The 22,158-nt window shown below is 36.3% G+C and carries 18 protein-coding genes; 3 read left to right on the forward strand and 15 right to left on the reverse strand.

All coding sequences use genetic code 11. The annotated features are described in order from the left end of the window. Positions 1-42: 42 nt before the first annotated feature. Positions 43-1,593: a class I adenylate-forming enzyme family protein gene (locus tag H9632_RS08345; RefSeq protein WP_191703651.1), complete on the reverse strand. Its 1,551-nt coding sequence runs from the start codon at positions 1,591-1,593 to the stop codon at positions 43-45. A gap of 392 nt (positions 1,594-1,985) precedes the next feature. On the opposite strand from H9632_RS08345, the gene H9632_RS08350 reads away from it, so the two are divergent. Then, positions 1,986-2,291 (forward strand): DUF5658 family protein, encoded by a 306-nt coding sequence (locus tag H9632_RS08350; RefSeq protein ID WP_191703652.1) that lies wholly within the window; start codon positions 1,986-1,988, stop codon positions 2,289-2,291. A 92-nt stretch (positions 2,292-2,383) separates the two neighbouring features. On the opposite strand, the gene H9632_RS08355 is transcribed toward H9632_RS08350, so the two are convergent. Then, positions 2,384-3,097, reverse strand: a complete 714-nt coding sequence (locus H9632_RS08355; protein ID WP_191703653.1) for a hypothetical protein — start codon at positions 3,095-3,097, stop codon at positions 2,384-2,386. Positions 3,098-3,907: 810 nt separating this feature from the next. Here H9632_RS08355 and H9632_RS08360 point away from each other — a divergent pair. Further along, positions 3,908-8,434 (forward strand): S8 family serine peptidase, encoded by a 4,527-nt coding sequence (locus tag H9632_RS08360; protein ID WP_318247688.1) that lies wholly within the window; start codon positions 3,908-3,910, stop codon positions 8,432-8,434. 737 nt (positions 8,435-9,171) lie between these two features. Here H9632_RS08360 and H9632_RS08365 read toward each other — a convergent pair. From H9632_RS08365 to H9632_RS08395, 7 genes are all read right to left on the reverse strand, one after another. Further along, entirely contained in the window at positions 9,172-10,110 is a 939-nt protein-coding gene (locus H9632_RS08365; RefSeq protein WP_191703654.1) for a DNA/RNA non-specific endonuclease, read from the reverse strand. A gap of 256 nt (positions 10,111-10,366) precedes the next feature. Beyond that, positions 10,367-10,801 carry an NUDIX hydrolase gene (locus H9632_RS08370; protein ID WP_191703655.1) on the reverse strand — a complete coding sequence of 145 codons (435 nt, stop codon included), beginning with the start codon at positions 10,799-10,801 and terminating at the stop codon, positions 10,367-10,369. Positions 10,802-10,848: 47 nt separating this feature from the next. Next, a complete protein-coding gene (locus H9632_RS08375; RefSeq protein WP_318247687.1) occupies positions 10,849-11,322 on the reverse strand; it encodes a GNAT family N-acetyltransferase in 474 nt (157 codons plus the stop codon). 63 nt (positions 11,323-11,385) lie between these two features. Next, positions 11,386-12,180, reverse strand: coding sequence for an alpha/beta fold hydrolase (locus H9632_RS08380; RefSeq protein ID WP_191703656.1), 795 nt, complete (start codon positions 12,178-12,180; stop codon positions 11,386-11,388). Between the two features lie 158 nt (positions 12,181-12,338). Next, positions 12,339-12,584, reverse strand: coding sequence for a cold-shock protein (locus tag H9632_RS08385; protein WP_191703657.1), 246 nt, complete (start codon positions 12,582-12,584; stop codon positions 12,339-12,341). Positions 12,585-12,787: 203 nt separating this feature from the next. After that, complete coding sequence (locus tag H9632_RS08390) at positions 12,788-13,933, reverse strand: MFS transporter (protein ID WP_225223743.1); 1,146 nt, start codon at positions 13,931-13,933, stop codon at positions 12,788-12,790. Positions 13,934-14,963: 1,030 nt separating this feature from the next. Beyond that, entirely contained in the window at positions 14,964-15,551 is a 588-nt protein-coding gene (locus H9632_RS08395; RefSeq protein ID WP_191703659.1) for a YitT family protein, read from the reverse strand. A gap of 179 nt (positions 15,552-15,730) precedes the next feature. Here H9632_RS08395 and H9632_RS08400 point away from each other — a divergent pair, with 179 nt between their 5' ends. Further along, positions 15,731-16,489: a TerC family protein gene (locus tag H9632_RS08400; protein ID WP_191703660.1), complete on the forward strand. Its 759-nt coding sequence runs from the start codon at positions 15,731-15,733 to the stop codon at positions 16,487-16,489. 529 nt (positions 16,490-17,018) lie between these two features. Here H9632_RS08400 and H9632_RS08405 read toward each other — a convergent pair. The 6 genes from H9632_RS08405 to H9632_RS08430 form a co-directional block, all read right to left on the reverse strand. After that, complete coding sequence (locus H9632_RS08405) at positions 17,019-18,236, reverse strand: ABC transporter substrate-binding protein (protein WP_191703661.1); 1,218 nt, start codon at positions 18,234-18,236, stop codon at positions 17,019-17,021. An 82-nt stretch (positions 18,237-18,318) separates the two neighbouring features. Then, positions 18,319-19,026, reverse strand: coding sequence for an ABC transporter ATP-binding protein (locus tag H9632_RS08410; protein WP_191703688.1), 708 nt, complete (start codon positions 19,024-19,026; stop codon positions 18,319-18,321). Further along, the gene (locus tag H9632_RS08415) at positions 19,010-19,786 is read right to left on the reverse strand and encodes an ABC transporter ATP-binding protein (RefSeq protein ID WP_191703662.1); all 777 of its coding nucleotides are present in this window, start codon (positions 19,784-19,786) and stop codon (positions 19,010-19,012) included. The genes H9632_RS08410 and H9632_RS08415 overlap by 17 nt, the downstream gene beginning before the upstream one ends. Positions 19,787-19,788: 2 nt before the next feature. Then, positions 19,789-20,808 carry a branched-chain amino acid ABC transporter permease gene (locus tag H9632_RS08420; protein ID WP_191703663.1) on the reverse strand — a complete coding sequence of 340 codons (1,020 nt, stop codon included), beginning with the start codon at positions 20,806-20,808 and terminating at the stop codon, positions 19,789-19,791. Continuing rightward, positions 20,808-21,671, reverse strand: coding sequence for a branched-chain amino acid ABC transporter permease (locus tag H9632_RS08425; protein WP_191701523.1), 864 nt, complete (start codon positions 21,669-21,671; stop codon positions 20,808-20,810). The genes H9632_RS08420 and H9632_RS08425 overlap by 1 nt, the downstream gene beginning before the upstream one ends. A 41-nt stretch (positions 21,672-21,712) precedes the next feature. Further along, positions 21,713-22,129, reverse strand: coding sequence for an acyl-CoA thioesterase (locus H9632_RS08430; RefSeq protein ID WP_191703664.1), 417 nt, complete (start codon positions 22,127-22,129; stop codon positions 21,713-21,715). Between the last annotated feature and the right edge of the window lie 29 nt (positions 22,130-22,158).

The raw sequence follows: 22,158 nt of genomic DNA on the forward strand, positions 1-22,158 counted from the left end.
CTTATTCTAGTAGACGTGATATTCGATAGCATGTTGCTGGACTCAATGGTAAGCTCCCGTACGCAAAACCATTTTAAGTACCTTTCCCGCAGCATTTCTAGGCAACGACTCCATAAATTCAATAGTCCGCGGTTTTTTATATGAAGCAATACTACTTTGACAAAATTGTATTACCTGTTCTTCCGTCATCTGTCTACCTGACTTTAAGACAATATAAGCTTTCACAGTCTCACCCCATTTAGGATCCGGAATTCCCACTACTGCAGCTTCTAAAATATCGGGATGAGAATATAAAACATCTTCCAATTCTTTTGGGAAAATATTTTCACCGCCACTAATAATCATGTCCTTTTTTCGGTCTACCACATAAATATAGCCCTCTTCATCCATTCGTACTAGATCGCCACTATGAAACCAGCCCCCTTTGAATGCTTCTTCTGTTGCCGCCTCATTTTTATAATATTCCTTCATTGTAGTTGGTCCCTGATAGACAATTTCCCCCACTTCTCCAACAGGCACATCATTCATTTCATTATCCACAATTCGTACCCTTACATTAATAGAAGGTTTTCCAACAGATTCAGTCTTCCTAAGTGCATCTTCACCGGCTAAATACGTTGTGGAGGGACTCATTTCTGTTTGCCCAAAAGCTTCTAATATAGTTGCATTTTTAAACACTTCTAAAATTCTTTTTTTAATTTCAATAGGACAGATTGCTCCCCCTAAAGAACAATTCGTCATTGAACTTAAATCATAATCAGATATATTCGGCACTTGGAATAGAAAGTTCCACATAGCCGGAACCATAAACATTGTTTCAATTTTCTCATCTTGAACTGTCTTCAGAACGACATCTGGTTGGAATTCACGGTGGATAATAATCGTCCCTTCTATTAGACAATTCTGTAAAAGAGAGGACAGAGCAGCAACATGGAAAAGTGGAGAAATAATCAATTGCCTAGAGCCCTTTCTAGGTTGAGAGTGATAAAGTTTATTCATTGCATTCATATAAAAATTTTTATGGGTTAAGACTGCCCCTTTTGGTTTTCCTGTTGTACCTGATGTATATATAATGGCATGTGCATCATCGTCAGTGAGGTTTACAGGCTTGTATTCATTAGTTGTACTAAATAATGCTTCATATGGGATTGTGTTTGTCTCAAATTCTAAATTCTCGGCTTTAATTGGCACGATGATTTTAACTTGTGATAGGTTAATAGAACGAACGCTATCTATAAATTCTTCTTCAACAAATAATATCTTTACATCAGATTGGTTCAGGATATATTCCATTTCCTTTGAAGCTAAACGGAAATTGACAGGAACAAAAACACCACCACTTAAAGAAACCCCAAAATATAACTCGACAAAAGGCAGGCCATTCTTCAACAAGCAGCCTACCTTGTCATCTATCCCAACCCCTTGAGCCTGTAGCCATCCCGCTAAATGTAGTGAACGCGTCAAAAGTTCCCGATACGTTATTCGATGATTTCCATCAATAAATGCTTCCCGATCAGGAACATTATGTGCAGCATATTTAAGTGCTTCCCCAATTAGCAGCTGTTGGGACATCGATAATACTTTCTGAACCATACCCATCACCTTTCTATTAAAAAATAATAATGATCTTAAATGTTACTATCGTTTTAGCATCTCATTTAAATTATATTCATCTAGCTTCTCTTAATATGCAGAAAAAACTTCTTTATATTTTGAATCTGATTCATGCTCTTTCAACCATTTTCCAGTAAATTCTTTTGTCTCTTTTTCCCATTCTATGTACTAAGGGCCCGACAGCCGACAGTTCAAGATAATTAAATCAATTTCTACTTTAATTTCGGTTATATAGGCAGTATAAAATAAGTACACTTTGGTAAACGCTTATCTAAAGATGAAGAGATTGAAAAAAATCAAAAAGCAGAAAAAATATATCTATGGAAAAATTATAAAAGGAGAGATTGCGATTCAGCGAAGAGTGATATATTATGAGACGTTTGTTTGATATTAAACGGATGTTGTTGGTCATTTTGGTGTTAAACCTTATTGATGGCATTTTTACGGCCTGGGGACTCAGCAACGAATGGATTGAAGAAGCGAACCCCCTGTTGAGCTCGCTTTCACCTTTAATGATCCTCGGAATAAAATTTATCTTATCTGGTCTAGTTTGGTTTTTATGGAAATCAGATTTCCCTACAAGGTTAACGAATGTTTGGCGTGTGGTTCTTTCTTTCGTCGTGTTCTTATATACGGGGGTATTCTTTCTACACATGACATGGATTACAATGTTGTAAAAAAGCAGTTCATAGGTTTCTCAACTAAAACACAAAAATATAGGCTGACGAGAAAGTATTATTTTCTCGTCAGCCCTCTTTTTTATAACATATTAAATAAATTTTACACCATACATAACCAAAGTAACTATTAATAATACAGGCATAGCTTCCTGTGGTAATAGCAGCTCAATTTTACGTCTAATGACAAAAGCTACAACAATGATAATGATTACTAAATACAACAAATAGCCGCCCTCTGCGAAAATAGGCATTCCAGGAGATAAAAATAAAACGGTAAAAGCCATTAAGAAAAATACAAGGCGCGCTACAATTTGTGTTGCACGAAGGGATTTCTTTGCCGCAATTATTAAAAATGGCATTGAAATGAAGATGCCACCAAGTACCCCTCCTGGAATAATAGTATGTTCAATTCGCATCGCAATGTATAGTATCAACAAAAGTATAGCGGCTGTTAAAACATCTACTATCGTGCCATTTGCTCGATAAACATAAAGGCATCCAAGTATAAAAAGTAGCATCCCAAGCATAATCAATACACTTGGCGTTTTCTGAAGAAATAGAATATCTCCAATCGTTAATAAGGTATACCAAGTAATTAAAACAAAAAGCCATTTATGAAATGCGTTAAATTTTGTTTGCTGCACAAGTCTTACCCATGCAATTGTAAAGACAATATAAATAAGACCCGTTAAAGCCGCCATATAGGCATCCTGAATTATGTATTCTTCTGGATTAAATGGTGTCAACGTCACTAAAGTAATTGTAACTACATATGTAAGTATCAATATTAATTCGTTCTTCATACTGAGTCCTCCTATCCCCTTCATTATGGCACAATAATTTTAGGAAAAATATATTTTTTTCATTTTCTTCAAATTTTACACCACCTAGATCTAAGCGAAATTTCGACATTTTTAAAAAGAACATTATTAAGAAAGAACGAAAGTTAAATAAAAAATTGCGAACTAGTTAAATATACACAGTAATTTTACATGCCTTTTTACCCCTCTAATTTATTGATAAATTTAGTTGAAAATAACATTATGAATACTTAATTGTTTATTTGCAAAAACACTAATTCTCTAACTCGCTGTTATTACTGAATTTACCGTCTAATTATGTCACAAGGGCACTTACCATTTTTCTATATTGAGAATAATAATTACATATTACAAAGGTGAATAAAAAGACTCACTTACAACCTCAAAAAATAAATTGACCTTTAGACCTATTGCCCTTTTTATAGGTTAAAATATTCTTTTTTTGACTTGGATGATAAGTTCAATATATTTGCGAAATCTAAAATATCAGCTAAACCCTAGTATTACTGAGTTCCACCATTGACGCACTATGTCTCATTACTCTCTTTACCCTCAAAAAAATAGTTAATTAATTCCAAATGTGTTTTTCATATAATATATTCGACATAACACGACAAACAAATGATTTTCCATAATCTAACATAGTACTTACATCTAGAGAATTTAAATTCACAATTTAGTAATTTCCACCCAAAAAATCGAAGGAAGGAGGAAAGGTTGATCTTTAAGCACAACCTACATGCTTCAACTCTACATTTAAAAGTACAAAGTGAATTAAAAATCGAGGGAGGAATGAAATTGAAGAAGAAAAAAAATTCTAGAAAAGCACTTAGTATCTTCGCTACGGCTGCGATGACGTTTTCTTTATTGACACCAAGTGTTGCTAGCGCACAAACAACTTCCAGTCAACTCTATGAATCTTTTAGAGATTCCAATTCTATTAGTACTTTTAGTTCTGCACGCGAAAAATTGAATGCGCGCTTACTGGAAAATTTCAAAGAAGATAACAAAGTAACATTTTTAGTGAAATTTAAAGAGAAAGCGAATTCTGCTCAAGTTGCTACGGCTGCTCGTCAAAAAGCGGAAGATTCAAACTTATCCGCTCATAACGCAAAGTTGATGCAACGTTCTGCTGTTGTTTCTGAATTAAAGGCAACTTCTATTGAATCTCAAGAATCTGTAATGCAATTCCTTGATAAAGAAGCAGCACTTGGCAATGCAACAGATATTACATCCTTTTATATCGTAAATGCAATTGCTGTCACAGCAACCCAAGAAGTTGCGGAAAAAATCGCCACATTCGAAGAAGTAGAGAAAGTTTTACCAAATGAAACACGTCAACTCTTTACAACCAAAACTGAAAATGCCGTAACACCAAATGCGGAAGTTGCAAACGTTGAATGGAATATCGAACGCGTTAATGCACCAGAAGTATGGGACATGGGCATTGATGGTTCAGGTACAGTAGTTGCAAGTATCGACACGGGCGTTCAATGGGATCACCCAGCATTAAAAGAAAAATACCGTGGCTATAACGCAGCAACTGGTGAAGTTTCTCATGATTATAGTTGGTATGATTCAACTTCTGCTGGACGAGCTACTCCATATGATGACCAAGACCACGGAACACACGTTACAGGTACTATGGTTGGTAGTGAACCAAATGGCTCAAATCAAATAGGTGTTGCACCTGGAGCAAAGTATATTGCAGTAAAAGCATTCACTGCTAGCGGCGGATCAGATGCGGACCTATTAGAGGCAGCTCAGTGGATTTTAGCACCAACAGATGCTAACGGAAACCCACGTGTTGATATGGCACCAGATGTCGTGAATAACTCTTGGGGCGGTGGTCCTGGATTAGACGAGTGGTACCGTGATGTTGTTATTAACTGGCGTGCAGCAGAAATCTTCCCTGAATTCTCTGCAGGTAATACAACTTTCACTAACCCAGGGGGTGCTGGATCTGTTGCTGCACCAGCAAACTATCCGGAGTCGTTTGCAACAGGCGCAACAGACATCAATAACTTAGTAGGAAATTTCTCTCTACGTGGCCCATCACCTTACTCTGAAATTAAACCAGATATTTCTGCACCAGGTGTGAACATTCGTTCATCTGTCCCTGGAGGAGGTTATGAAGGTGGTTGGAATGGTACATCGATGGCTGGTCCTGCTGTATCAGGCGTAGCTGCTCTCCTTCGCCAAGTAAATGCAAATTTAACAGTAGATGAAATGGAACAGATTCTTCTAGACACTGCAAATCCACTAACTGACAGTCAATACCCTACTACACCTAACCAAGCTTATGGTTATGGATTAGTGGATGCTTATGAAGCTGTTTCCTCTATTATTACTGGACTTGGTACACTAGAGGGCCAAGTTACACAAGAAGGAACGGATAATGAAGCACCTAATTTCGATCATACTGCACCACATGAAACATATGCCGGAATGGATCTAAAATTAACCGTTTCAGTTAATGATAACATTAGTGTTTCATCAGTTGTACTTAACTACAAAGATGCAAATAATGCATGGCAACAAATCCCGGCTGGTCGTAAATCAGGAGATCATAAAGCTGGTGAATTCGCTGTAGTTATTCCGGGTGAATTAATCTCTGGTAATTCATTTACGTATAAATGGACAATTAATGACTTTGGTAACAATGAAGTAATCAGTGACGAGTACGTTGTAGAAGTAAAACCAGGCATCACTGTTGGTTATTTCGAAAACTTTGAAACACAACCAATTGGTTGGTACTCATTTGGTACTAATGATAGCTGGGATTGGGGTGTACCAACATCTGGCCCAGGAAATGCAGCCTCAGGTGAAAAGGTTTATGCAACAAACTTATCTGGCACATATGCAAACAGTATGAATGCTACACTTGTTGCACCTCCAATTGATCTACCTGAAGGAAACTCTTACCTACAATTTAAACATTGGCATAACTTCGAACAAGCTAGTACTGGTAGAGCATATGATTATGGACATGTATTTGTTTCAACAGACCAAGAAAACTGGACACAATTATTAATGGTTCAAGGTCTATCAAATAGTTGGGTAGATGCAGAGGTTGATTTATCAGACTATGCTGGACAACGTATCTATATCGGCTTCAATGCATTCTCAGATTCTAGTGTACAACGAGATGGCTGGTATATTGATGATGTGGCGTTAGCTAGCGTATCTCAAACTGGTAAAGTCTCTAAAGGTAAAAACAATAATAATGGAAACGGTAAAGGAAATGAAAATGGAAATAAAGGAAATAACAATGGGAACAATGGAAACAATGGGAATAAAGGAAACGGAAAAGATAAAGAGGCACTAAAAGAAGCTGTAGATCCAAAGACAATTAAACCTGAAGTACTAAAAAAAGATGAGGCACCTGAGATTGAAGTAATCAACAATCCAACACTTCTACCATTAGGAGCTCAAGTAAGTGTTCTAGAATCAGGACGTTCAGTTTATTCAAGCCCAGCAGATGGATCATACAAACTGACACATGGTACGGGAACATTTAATGTAAAAGCAGAGGCTTACGGTTTCACATCTGAAGTACAATCAGTCACTATTGAGGCGGATGGCACTTCTACTGCGAATTTCACATTAGATGAAATTGAACAAAATACAATAAGCGGTTCAATTACTGATGAATCAACAGGAGAAGCGATCGAAGGTGCAACAGTTATTCTAGTTGAAGACGCAAATATCACACCTGTTGAAACAGATGCTAACGGTAACTTTGCCCTTACAGCATATGTAGGAACGTACACACTTAAAGTAATTGCTCGTGGATACCATGGAAAGGAAATTCCTGTATCTCTTACAGGTGAATTATCACCTCTAAGCATTTCTCTTGAACCTTTCTACACATATCCAGGTGGAGAAATCGGCTATGATGATGGCACTGCGGAAAATGCGCGTGCATTCAATGCTGCCGGAAATGCATGGGCAGTAAAAATGTCTCTTCCTGAAGGAAAAGAAAACGGAATTGTAACAGATGGTGTATTCCGCTTCTGGACAAATGAATGGCCAAACCCAGGTGGAACTGCATTTGCAGTGGAAGTTTGGGATGCTACCGGAGCAGACGGTACACCAGGTAAACAATTAGCTGGCCCAGTTAATGCAACAGCTCTTCGAAATGGTCAATGGACAATCGTAGATTTAACAGAACACAATATCGTTGTAAATGGTGACTTCTATATGGTTTACCGTCAAACAGTTGCAAACCCGAATACGCCAGGTCTAGCAACGGATGAAGATGGCAAAAATGCAGCAAGAAGCTATCAGCATGTATCAGGTGCTTGGTCTACAGCCCCTGCCGCTGAAGGAAACTATATGATTCGCGCACGCGTTAGCTATGAGGTAGTCGGTCCAGTAATCACTTCCCCAGCTACAAACTCAATTACAAATGAAGCTGTAACAACAATTACTGGAACAGCATCTCCAACAACAACAATTGAGTTAAAACAAAATGGTGAAGTGGTAACTACAGCAGTAGTTGGAAACGATGGCAAATTTTCAATTGAAGCAAACTTAGTTGAAGGGGCTAATGAATTTTCTGTTCTTTCGAAGTTAGATGGTCGAGTAACAGGTGAATCGACTCCTATTTTAGTAACTTTAGACACTATGTCTCCTGAACTAACGATCGACAAACCAACTAATGGTGAAAAAATTAATCGCGAAACAGTAACTGTAGAAGGTTTAATTACTGATGAAAACATTGACACAGTAACTGTGAATGGCTTTAACGCAAAGATTAGCGATGGAAAATATTCACACCGAGTTATTCTTGATAATGGAACGAATGAAATCACTGTAGTAGCTACAGACAAAGCTGGCAACAGTACTTCTAAAACAGTTACTGTTACTGCAGATTTCGATGCACCAATCATTTCAAACTTAAAACCAGCTACAGACATTACAATCACAACTGGTAGAACAGTTAAAATTGAGTTTGATAGTGAGCCAGGATTAAAGCCTACTTTTGTAATCCATATGCCTTTAACAAACTTAGTTCAAAATGCAACTGAATTACCAATGATGGAACAAGGAAATGGTCATTACGTTGGTTATTGGACAGTTCCTGCTGATACTGTTGCAAACGGTGCAGTAATTGAAGTAATCGCAATCGATGGCTTCAATAACGAAACTCGTCAAAAAGCTGCCGGTAAATTATTTATTAATGTATCAGCACCTACTGCAGCTCCTAGCATTGCTCCTTCTGTAGAACCAACTAAAGAAGAGCCAAAAGAAGAATCTAAAGAAGAATCTAAAGAAGAATCTTTTAATGGTGATGATTTCACAGTAACACCGTAATAAACATAATTAGCACCTAATTTTGAGTTTCCCCTTTAAGTGATATAGGGTTCACCCAATTTAGCAAAATAAAACTGAGTTCGGTATTATACCGGACTCAGTTTTAAATTTGCCGTTATTCATTTTGCAATGTAATACGTGATATTGATCTTAATCAATTCCTAAAGAATTACCTTGATGGTCCTGTGCAATGGAGATCCGATAGCTCTTTAATTGAAGCTTCGTGGACCGAGAATGATTCAATTTGTTACTTAGCTCATAACTACCCAGAACTTTTAAGCCCATGATGTGAAAATAGCAATTAGCTGAGAGGAAAATAAGCGGAGGATTTACCCTTATTTGCAGAATTGTGCTCATTTTGATGAAAATAAGGGGAGTATTTCCGCTTATTTACGTTAAAAGCTTTAAATTTTATGTTTTTTTAATAAATAGCCGGAATTTCTTCCTTTATTTTGACCATTATTCACTTTATTTTTTAAATAACGGAAATTTGTTCCTCTATTTTGGACTCACCTTTACCCTAAGGTCCCCTCCTTTAGAGGTTATTGCTGTTATGGAAATAGGTCTTGTTTTAACCCTCTAACATTGCATTCATCAGATGCGTTTGCTTAATTTCGTTTATTGATAAGTATAATTCGTAGTTACCAAATTCTAAAATTTTATCTAATAATGCATTTAATGATTCTTGAAGATTTACTTTTACTTTTAGAGAGAATACAAAATTAGTGAAAGTGTTCCTACTCCCCTACCAAACCATCCTTATCAGCATCGTGCATATAAGGATATAACCAATGATCACTCGTTATTGGCATACTGAACCCAGCTGCTTTGGCTTCTTTAATTGTCACCTGTCCGTTACCATTTGTATCAACACTAGAAATATCACCTTTAGTGTTTGAATTAGTCGATTTGGGAGGTTCACTATTAGTTAAACCGAGTGATTCGTTTACTTCATCAGGGTTCACGTTGTCAAATGTATCAACGATCTTTTTACCCTTTAAAGTATACGTATACTGATAACTTGAAGGAATCTGCGTTTTTGTATTCGGATATTTGATAATGGCTTCAAACATAGTGGCACCATCAGCTTTACGGATTGCGTCTTCCATATAAGCTTGATCACCATGTCGGTTGAGCGTACTATTTTGTGGGGTAATATTGTATGCGTTCGATACCCCTCCGAGTGAATCAGCAATGACATGTCCTTCATCTAAAACGGAACTTTCGACACCAGGAACCTTTGCTTCATCAGCGTAGTATCTACCAGACGATAATACCGGTTCGTTATCGTCATCTTGTAGTATAATTTTGTCCGCAATGACACGTACTAATTGCCCGTATTCATTTGTAAATGCCCAATAATCACGGTCCCCGAAACCAATGTTAACTACCACGTTAGGTTCACGATGACCAGATAAATTACCGCCATCCACTTCTATAAGTTTATATCCTGAAAACTGGTCTTTATTTGATTGAGCTGGAGTTTCCTCTACTATAGGTTCATCAACAACCGTAGTGGCAGTTTCTTCACCTTCACTATTTTCATTTGTATCAACTGTTGTTACTTCTTGTGTATCTGTTTCTCCATCTGTAATGGATGCATTTTCTACTTCAGTACAACCAACCATAAAGATAGCTGTTAAAAGTAAGAATAACACGTTCATTTTATTCTTCATTTTTTAGGACTCTCCTATAATCATTACATATTGTTCACTCAAAAAGAATGCTAACATAGTTTAACATTGTTAACCTCTCGATAATAGTAGAAATATATTGCGATAATATTCAGAGATATTTTTTACTGGAATCAGATTTATTCGTAAAATGAAATGATATTAAACAAGATTCCGCCCTCCCAAACTCTTATTTAGTAATATGCAGAAAGAAAAAAGGCGCTAATTCTTATTATAGAATCGCGCCTTAAAACTAATATTACACATGCAAATTATCCTGTAGTAGTTTCTCTGCAAGTTTAATGTTTTCTTTTAAAAATATAGGTAATTCTGTATGAGTAAGAATCTCTGAAGTAGTCATCCAAACAACATCATCCACTTCATCCGTACTTTTAGCGTAAGGTTCCCCAGATTTATGCTGACATAGAAAAACGATATCTATCACATTTATCCCTGATTCTGTCACGAAGGAGGAACTATTTACATATTTAATGCCTGTAATTTCACAACCTACTTCTTCAAAAACTTCTCGTTTTAACGTTCTTTCCAAAATATCAGATGAATTACCTTCAATCTCACACTTTCCACCTACTAAGGAGAGGCCTCCACCAGCATGCTCCTCCTTTTCACTTCTATGGATTAATAGCCATTTCTCATTGCGACGAATTGCTCCTTCTACATTTACTACAAACATAAAATTTCCCCCTGAAATTTTGACTTTATCTATCAAATCTTGCCGTTTCAATAAATCACTTTCTTAAATACATCAATCTTTTCGTATTTTTCATCAGAAACAGTTTCAACATAGATCCACCCTCTTTTTCTGTAATATTCAGATGCATCCTCTGTTCTTAAATATAGTTCATTGAAACCTAATTCCTTAACTACTTCGATGGTTTTGTCTATTAACGCTTTCCCAACACTTCTACCTCGATATTCAGGTTTCGTATATAAAGATGCCAGCCAAGGTTTGTACCTTTCCCTTATCTTTAGATCGTTTTCAAAAATTGAAACTGTACCTATACATTCTCCGTTCTCAAAAGCAACGAGAGTTATTGGAAAAGTAGTATCCTTTTCATTTGAAATATAATTCACTACATCTTCAAATTTCTTACTACTACCAGTTTTCTCAACAAATTCCTTGAAAATCATTTTCGAAACTTCATTTATTTTATCAGGATGTTTTTTTAAAAAATCGATTTCTATTTTTATCACCCTTTCAATTATTTTAAATTCGATTCGAGTAAGGTCATTCTTACTTTTTACCAGCTACACAAGTCAAAATTTTTCTGATTCAAGTCTGTCTAACCAGTTATGAACTAATGCATTAAATACATCGGTTTGTTCGATTTGAAGGTTGTGACCAGCCATATCAAGAACTGAAAAAGTTGCCCTTGGATAATCCTCTATAAGTCGCCAGACATCGTGATATCCAACTATATGATCTTGGCGACCTGTTATAATTAGTGTGGGATATTCCATTTTAGACGAAATATCGAAAGTAAAGCCATATCCGTTTTGACGGATATAGTTCAGGAATTCCTCATTTGTTTGTTTAGAAGGAAGTAAAATTTCATTTCTAAACCTTTCCCATTCAGTTTGACCTTGTACTACCCCCATGGAGCAAAATTCCTCAGCATCTTCTGGAGACAAAAGAGATATGAAGTTGCTATCTCTTTTTATAGTGGTCTGCTTTGGTACTTCCCTGTCATTGAATTCAGGTACTGTCAATGGCGCAATCAGTAATAATCCACGAACTGTATTCTGTCGTAAACTGGCTATCCCTCTTGCAATGTACCCTCCATATGAATTACCACAAATAATAAACTCTTCGCCAGGGATAAGCTGGTCTAAAAGTTGTAATATTGCTTCTAACATATCATCAGAATTATGAATAGATGGTTGTGGCTCGGATTGCCCCATTCCCGGCATATCTATGTATATTCTTTTCCATCCGCTCCGTTTCTCAAATAACGGTTCCAATGCATGTAACATTACTTGATGGTCAAGCGTCCAACCATGCAACATAACGATAGGATATCCTTCTCCAATTACTTTATGGTAAATCGACACGTATTCTCCCCCTTTTACTGCGTTCAGTTAAATGTAATATCCACACTATTCTAACATAAATACCCATTTATTTTGTAAAGGGTATTTCCAAATTGGCTCAATTTAAAAAGGCACATTTCTTATTAAAGAAATGCACCAGATTACTGAATAAGTATTTTTTAATCAGAAATAACAATTAAATTTTCAGCTACTTGTTTCTGATCTGTAGAATTTGGGCTTTCAATTAAATCGAATGATACTTCTTGACCTTCTTTAAGAAAACTAAATCCATCCGGAAATCTTTTGTTATCAGGTAAGATCGAACTAAAGTGAACGAAAACATGATTAGAATCTTCACCATCAAGCATTATACGACCGTACCCCTTTTCAACTTTATACCACTTAACTATTCCCTCTCTTTTCATATCTTTTCATCCTTTCATTCGTTCAATAAATACATTGCATAAATTTTAACATAAATACTAAATTACTTGATAAGCGTTGCTCAGTCAAACGGTCTAATTGCTGTAAAAACATAGTTACTCTTCAAATAAGGTATAGCCAATTAGGATTTATGTAATAAAAAAGGAGACACAAATCCTCTGAGAATTGTGTCTCTAATTCACCTTTAACCGCGCCCTGTTTCAGCAGGTTTAGTATTGGTTTCTTTAACTTGTTGGCAACTAAGGGCAAAGCTTAAAATTGCTGCACTGCTACAAACATATGGAAGTAAAGTGTAGCCCCAATTAGAAATGACGTAACCGCCAAGCATTGATCCTAACGTAATACCCACATACAAAGCTGTCATATTCCACGCCATAACACTACCTCGTTCATTTGGATATTCCCCCGCTAACCTAGCGGTGTAAGATGTAAATCCTGCATATCCAATTAAAGCCCATAAGAATAAGCAGAAATAAATCCAAATACTTGATGTAAAGAATATGCCTAAACAAACGAGTATTAGCACTAAGAAAATGAGTGTAAGTTTTGAAATTTTCTTTTCTCCAAATCGATCTGTTAACTGTCCACCCGTAAGGCTACCTATGACAGCACCAATACCATAAAATGTTATAGCTGTAGCGATTTCTAATGATGAAAAACTATTCTCGGAATAAAGGGCCGCGCCTAAGTAAACATATAAAGCATACATTGAAATCGCCCAACTAGTAGTCACACTTACTGAACCAAATATTCGTAATAAATTTCCCCCAAGTAGATTCCTCGTTGAATGGCTTTTCGAATTATTTTTCCATGTTTTATGATTTACTACTGCCAATATAGTGCCCATAAGAGCCAGTGCAACAAATACTGAACGCCAACCAAGAAAATGCTCTAACAAAATACCGATTGGAGCTCCTGCCCAAAGAGCTGTTAAGTGACCTGAGGCAAGAATCGAAAGCCATGTCCCTGTCCGATTTGGAGGTGCAACATCGCCAATAATTGCATAAAGCAACGGAGCAATTGAAGCAACTGATAAACCAACTAAAATACGACTAACAATTAACCAAAAAAATGTAGGTGCGAAAGCGGTTAGTATGTTAGAAATGACGAACAACACTAACCCAAATGTAATATACGCTCCCCGTCCATGTTTATCTGACAGCCACCCAAAAAAAGGAGCGAAAATAGCATAGGTGATTGCAAAAACGGTAATCATCCAGCCAGTCATCGCCGAACTTGTATTATACGCTTCAGAAATAAATGGCATTAAAGGAGAAACTACAAATAAGTCAATGCCGATTAAAAACAAAGTAATCCAGCCAACAATCAAACTGACTCTCCCATGCACCTTCAAAATTAAAACCTCTTTTACATTTAATATTAAATGTATATTATTCAAAGTTGTAAAAAATGGACTTCTTGTTCAAGCAGACTTTCCACTCGTTTCCACGGCGCACCTTTTGAAGATAAAAAAGGCAGATTTCCTTTTGGGCACCCCCACCAATAAAAGAGTTATTCTGAAAAAGGCAAATTTATATTGAAGTTTCGTTCCCAATTCCACTAGTTATTTCACCTATACTTAATTACAATATAATTAAATGGAATATTTGAACATTTGTAATGGATAAATTTATCATCACCATAATATGGGGTTGCTTTTCTAATAAAATCTCTCTTAATTGATTGGTGGGATACGGCAAGACAGCGCTAAAGCCATGTGATACGTGTCTTTATCACTGCCTTTATTGCTGTTTACGAGGTCCACCAATATTTTTATTTAAATAACTAATTAGCCATCAAAAAATAAGTTTTTCATTGCCCTCTTAAAATAAGGGGAGATTTTACCGTTATTTGAATGATGTAGCCCATTCTTAGGATAAATAAAGGAACGTTTTACTGTTATTTTGAATAAAATCCTTAAATTTCATATTTTTTAGGTCAATAACGGAAATCCCTTCCGTTATTTTCTCTATTTTTTATGTTATTTTAAAAATAACGGAAATTCATTCCCCTATTTACCTCATTACGCAATTCAATCTACAAAAGCTTTGAATCCACACCGCCCGGAATGGAGTACAACGGACGCGAGCTTCAAAACACTTGCTTCAACGCGTTTTCCCGTAGCGCAGCAGAACGGAATTCATTAGAAAATCTTATTTTTTTAATTTTGTCATCCTCAACTTTTGGTGATGCAACTTGTAGAGCAGGAAAAGCTAGAAAGTAACCCTAAAATCATTAGGGAATCAATGGCGCCTCTTTTGCATTTGTATAACAAACCTTACAATTGTGACAATAGTGTTCAAAGAGTGTTCGTGGTTACAAAAAGACACAGTACAAATGAATGATTATACGCTAACTCATTAATAAGCTACTATATGCCCTCTCATACTTGTAATAAGACTAGTTGTTATACCAATAAATATTATCGTTAAAATGGAGAGATAAAATGTTTCTTGAGATAATAATAACCCCCCAATAATTATAACAATTGAATCAATCATCAAAATAAAAATCCCTACATTAATACCTGTCTTCTCACACAAAAACTGGGCAATAAAATCCGTGCCTCCTGTACTTGTTTGAAAACATAACATCATCCCGATTCCTACGCCTACCAAGATGCCACCTAGAATAGAGCTGTATACCGCTTCAATTTTTATTAGCTTACTAAGAGGTGAAAGATAATCAATAAAAAAAGCAGATAGAATCATGCCATGTAAACTATTATAGAAATAGTTTCTATAATGAAACCATGCGTATATAAAGATGGGAATACTTAATATGATTATTATAATTCCTGTATTAAACCCCCATAAGTAATTTGCTATTAATCCAATACCAACTGTCCCTCCATCTAAAATTTTATGCGGTACTAAAAACAGATTTATACCTAAAGATAGAATAATACTGCCTAAAATTAGCGCCAAACTTTTTTTAAGAAAATACACGGAGGCCACCTCTTAATATCAACTTTTTTAAATACTGATAAATATATGTTCTCGAAGAAAATTAAATGTATTCTTAAAAAGCATTTTTAGTGATGCCTCGCTATATGATTATAGTTAATGGAAATGGGAATATTATTCTTACTTACCATTAATCTTAAATGTAGCTAGGAGGAATATAATTGGATATATCATTATTATTAGAGTATGGTTGGGTACTATTATTATTAATTGGCTTAGAAGGATTGCTTGCGGCAGATAATGCCCTCGTTTTAGCTATCATGGTTAAACATTTACCTGAAAAAGAAAGACGGAGGGCTCTTTTTTATGGTCTAGCAGGTGCCTTCATATTCCGTTTCGCTTCGTTATTTATTATTTCCTTCCTAGTAGATGTATGGCAGGTTCAGGCTATTGGAGCTCTCTATTTACTATTTATTGCAATTAATCATATTGCTAGAAAGATATATTTTAAAAACAAAGTACATGTGAAAGTGAATGAGAAGAAGAAATCTGGTTTTTGGGGAACGGTTATTAAAGTGGAATTGGCGGATATTGCATTTGCGGTTGATTCCATTTTAGCAGCTGTAGCTCTTGCAATGACACTTCCTAATACAGACTTACCTACAATTGGTGGCATGGATGGAGGAAAGTTCCTAGTCATATTCACAGGTGGTTTAATCGGGTTAATCATCATGCGTTTTGCAGCAAACTTTTTTGTAAAACTTCTTGGAGCAAAACCAGGCTTAGAAATTGCTGCATTTGTAATCGTTGGATGGGTAGGTGTTAAACTCGCTGTTTTAACTTTAAGCCATCCTGATGTGAATATTATTTCTTATACGTTTGCCCATTCCTTTGAGTGGAAACTAACTTTCTATAGCGTATTAATTGCTATTGCAGTAGCTGGTTGGTTTTTATCCAAAGATAATACTTCTAAAGAATAATGAATTGAGAGTAAAATAACCGGAGGATTTCCCCTTATCTGCGGAATTGGCTTCATTTCACGGAAAATATATGTGTTATTCCTAATTAAAAAACCGCAGATGAATATAACCACCAAAATATATGAAAGTGGTTATAGTCCCTGCGGTTTTCGCTTAAATGTTAGGTGACTCTGCTAATTTCATTAGATAGTACTGTTAGAAATATCCTCTATTTGAGAAGGATATAGCGAATCGTAAATAAATCTTGAATGATCACCAAGTACTTGAAGCCAAAGCTGATGTTCAAAAACAGCACTCTTCAAATAATTTCCCACGCAATTTACATCCCCTTTTTTCACACTGATATCCAATCTATTCGACTTGAAATCTTTTTATGAGATTAATTCAACTGAGCACAGTTTGAACAGAACAAAAAAAAGAGTAATACAGTCTAACTGTTTACTCTTTTGAAATGTTTCCCCCAGCACTAAGTACGGGATATAATTCGTAAAATATGATTATTTCTATCTGTAAATACCTTCACTAATATTTACTTTTCTTCACCCATCTGAACAATTTCTCCATTTTCTACGTAAGCCATGCGTAGTAATGGAAGGAATCCACCATCATCGTCTACACCTTGAATGTAATAAACTTCTTTGTCTTCTGGCAGGTTTTTTGCTCCCTGATCCATTGCTGCCATAATTTTTTCAGTATCATCCACAGTTCCAGCTGCTTTCATTGCCTCAACTAGAATATACAATGAAATATAATGGAATCCTGATTCAGAGCCTGGATCTTTATCATTTTCGCTACGGTATTTTTCAATGAAGGCTTCTGTACCACCATAACGCGATGTAACTAGTGGTGGTGTCGAAATTACGCCTTCAAGTAAATCATAACTTCCGCCTAAAACTGCTGCAATCTCATCCAGCTTTGCTTGGTCCATAATAATAAATCCACCTTCGAAACCTAAATCACGTGCTTGCTTTAATACAAGGGCAGTCGGTTGTGAAGGGCCACCGATGAATAAGACATCTGGGTTTTTCGCTAATGCATTGGTCATAATTGTTTGGAAGTCCGTATCCTTACTAAAATCAATTGACTCATCAAAGACAACTTCCCCACCATTTGCTTCCCACACTGGGCGTAATGAGTCTGCCCAATCCTTACCGTACTGAGTTGCTGTTGGTAAGAATGCTATTTTCTTTCCGAAACGCTCCATTTCGTATTTTGTAAATGGCTCAATATATCTGTCATAGCGAGGTGGAATACGAACAGTCATTTTATTTCCTGTTTCGGTAACACCTGGCTCACTCGTATAAGCCATAACAATAAAATCTTCCATTTCATTAAACACTTGCATTGCATATACACCGCCACTATGTGGTGTATAAATAAACTTAGTATCTTGTTCCTGTACTAATCTTTTCGCATTCGCTGCAGCTTCATTCGGTAAATATTTGTCATCTAAAGTCGATAAGTTAATCGTATACTTCTGACCATCCACTTCAAATCCACCACTATCATTAATTTCTTCCGCAGCCATTCTTAATCCTTTTAACGTTTCTTCGCCATAAAATGCTGCTGGACCACTTAAAGGACCGGTATAGCCGATTGTAAGCTCTTCTACTTTACTGCCCTCTGTACTGACTGGTGCTTTTTCTTCATCATTTTTTGTTTCTTTCCCATCTTCAGAACAAGCAACTAGTACTATAGCCAAAATAAAAAGCAAACTAAGAAATAATCCCCTCTTGAATGTGTTCATGTTTATCTCCTTTGTTTTTTATATTTTTAGTGCGACAATACATTTTTTGTTCCATTTCCTCACCTTTACTACATTCCCATGGCTATGCACCAATATAAGCTTTGCGAATTTCATCATTATTAAATAGTTCTTTACTATTCCCTTGAAGAACCAGTATGCCGTTCTCTATTACGTAGCCACGGTTAGCAATTTTCAGTGCAGCGTTGGCATTTTGTTCAGCAAGTAACACGGTCGTTCCATTTCTATTAATCGACTGTATGACAGAAAACATTTGCTCGACTATTAACGGAGCAAGCCCTATGGAAGGTTCATCGAGCATAATTAGTTTTGGCTTTGCCATTAAAGCTCTACCAATCGCCAACATTTGCTGCTGTCCTCCACTTAAGGAACCAGCTGCATCATCTTTTTTCTCTTTTAAAATTGGGAATAAATCATAAGTTTCTTCCAAAGACTGTTTTAATTGTGCTTTTTTCCGTCGATGGACAAAGCCACCCATCATTAAATTTTCCTGAACAGACATCTCAGAAAACAGCTTTTTTCCTTCGGCACATTGAACAATACCGGTCTTTACGATCCGATCCGGGGCAGCACCGCTTATACTGTTTCCATTAAATTGAATGTCGCCTGAAGTCATTTTGTTCAAGCCGCTAATTGTTTTAAATAGCGTGCTTTTCCCTGCCCCATTCGCTCCCAGTAATACAACTAACTCGCCCTCATGCACTTCTAAATTAATGTTTTTTAATGCTTCAAAACCACCAAACTTTATCGTTACATCAGATAACTTCAGCAGATGATTCACCCCCTAAATACGCTTCAATTACAGTTGGGTTATTTTGAATTTCCTCTGGTGTACCTTGTGCTATTTTCGCACCATGATTTAGCACCATAATATTATCTGCGAGTCCCATAATCATCTGCATCTTATGTTCAATCGTACATACAGTAATGCCGCTATCAACGATTTTCTTCATTAATTCTGCCAAGCCTTCTGTTTCACCAGGATTGATTCCTGCTGCAGGCTCATCAAGAAAAATAACTTTTGGACCAGTTGCAAGCGCAAGTGCAATGGCCACCCGTTTTTTTGACTCCTGTGAAATTGTCGATACAGGACTGTCAGCTAAATTTGCTAAGCCAACGAAATCCAGTACTTCAATTGCTCTTTCAAATGCTTCCTTTTCCTCACGCTTTTCTCTTTTCGTCCGAAGAATGGCATCAAACAGCTTCGATTTAGTACGTAAGCGATAGCCTACTATAATATTGTCAATGACAGACGACGTATCAAATAGATGAGTAGTTTGGAAAGTACGAGCAATACCTAATCGCGCTACAATATGTGGCGGTGTTTTAGTAATATCCTTTCCTTCAAACGTAATTGACCCGGATGTTGGTCGATGGAAGCCACTAATCAAATTAAAAAAGGTTGATTTACCGGCTCCATTTGGTCCGATAATTGCGGTAATCTTCCCTTTTTCAATCTCAAAATCAACTTCATCGACTGCAGTTAAACCACCAAATTTTTTCGTGAGGCCTTCTAGTTTAATAAATGTCATCATTAAACCTCCCTACTTTTCATATCTGTTGATTCACTATTTGTTTTATATGACTTGCTACTCTCTTTTTTCCTAGTCCGAAAATATCCCATTAAGGACTGAATAGCTCCTACGATCCCTCTAGGGTAGAAAATAACGATTAATGTTAATATTGGTCCAAAAATTAACATCTTATGTTCTTGGAAACTTTGTAAATATTGCTCTAGCCATATAAACAGCAGCGTCCCTATAATCGGTCCCGCAAGTGTTCCAATTCCACCAACGATTAAATACATCAAAAATGTAAATACCATTGTAGTCCCTGCAATTTCAGGTCCAATAAATCGAACAAGTGAAGCGTATAATCCACCTGCCAGTCCTGCAAAAGATACCGAAATGACAAAAGATACTAGTTTATTTATTTTTGTATTAATTCCTAGAGTTTGTGCTAGCTCCTCACTATTACGAATCGCATTATACGTTCTTCCAGTTAAAGAATAAACAATTCTTACAGTGACAAAGATAGAAAGGAGAAGAAACAATAACACTAAATAATACATGGCGATCGGTGATTCGAATTTAATGGGACCAATTGCATTTGGGATTGGTATGCCAATTAATCCCCTTACGCCACCCGTTAAACCTTCCCATTTATAAATTAATAAATAGATTAAATAACCTGCTATTAACGTATAGATGGCAAAGAAGTGCTCTTTCGTTCGAAGAGCAATGATGCCTAAAGCAAAACCAATTCCCATTGTAATAAGAACAGCTAATAATAATGCCAACCAAAAATTAAGACCCGCTTTAGTAGTTAAAACCCCTACAGAATAGGCTCCAATGGCAAAAAAACCTGCGTGTGCCAAGGAGAGCTGCCCCGTATAACCAGCTAAAATGTTCATTCCATAAATGGCGATAATATAAATAAAGGCGAGCGTCATAATATATAAAACATATTTATTATCTGAAAAGGCCAGAGGAAAAAGAAGGGATAAAATGAGTACTGCGATAATTCCATTTCGTTTATTCAGTACTTTACTCATTAATAAACCCCCTTCGCAAACAGACCTTTAGGGCGCACCGTCATAATAATTATTAGTAGTAAAAAGGCTATCATATCCTTGTAATCATTCGAAATATACGTAGCTCCCAAGCTCTCTGTAATACCAAGGATTAATCCACCAATGATAGCGCCTGGAACGCTACCCATCCCTCCTATAATAACGACGACAAATGCTTTCAAAATAACAATATGTCCCATGGCCGGGAATACAAGATTAATCGGAGAAGAAATAGATGCCGCAATTGCAGCTAATGCTCCTGAGATAGCAAATGTCATCATCGCAACTGCATTCGCATTGATCCCTACTAAAAAGGCTCCTTCACGATTTTGCGCCATCGCAATAATCGACGCTCCAATCATTGTTTTCTTTAAAAAAAGCTGCAATAAAATCACCACAACGACCGCCACTACAATAACCAAAATTCTTTGATACGATGTCGCTATGCCAAAAATTGTAACAGAGTCACCATATGGGGTAATCATTCTTTGGTAGTCGTTGCCCCATATAAGACTAACAAGTGCATCGAAAAACAATACCATACCAATGGCTGCTATTTTGTCATGAATAGCAGGAGCATTCCTTAATGGATTAAAAACCAATCGTTCCATTAAAATCGCTATTAATGCAACGCTAATCATAGAGATGATGATAGCTACAAAATAATGGACGCCTAGCCCTTTCATTGCCATTAAAGTGAGATACCCACCAATTAAGTACAGCGCTCCATGGGCAAAATTTGGAACATGTAAAATACCAAATACGAGAGTAAGTCCAATCGCAACAAGAATGTAAACGCTTCCAAGGGTGAGTCCATTAAACAATTGCTGCAGTAATAATTCCATATTTATCCCCCTTCGTATTGTAAGATGAAATTTGGCTTACTCTAACGTGTGGTAATTAAATATTCTTCAAGGGCCTTCCTTAATTCCATTGGTATTTCAATTGAATGCTGATCTTGAAAGTTATAACAAACAATAACTGAACTTCCATTTGCTATAAGAGCACCAGTATGTGCATCTTTAATTTCATGTTCAAGTGTATAGCTTTTTGTTCCGATATTTGATACGCCTGTTGATACTCTCAGTATTTGACTTGCATATGATTGCTTAATGAAGTTACTTTCAAGACGCGCAACGATAAAATTAAAACTCTTTCGATCCTTCCCGCTAAAATTAATCGCTTCAAAAAATTTAGTACGTGCTTCTTCATAATAGAGAAAATAACTCGTATTACTTACATGACCTCCAGCATCCGTCTCACAATACCGTACATAAATATCAACTTCCGGGATAGTTTTCATATATTTTCTTCTCCTTCATATATGACCTT

The sequence above is a fragment of the Solibacillus merdavium genome, assembly GCF_014836935.1.
Taxonomy (GTDB): Bacteria; Bacillota; Bacilli; order Bacillales_A; family Planococcaceae; genus Solibacillus; species Solibacillus ferritrahens.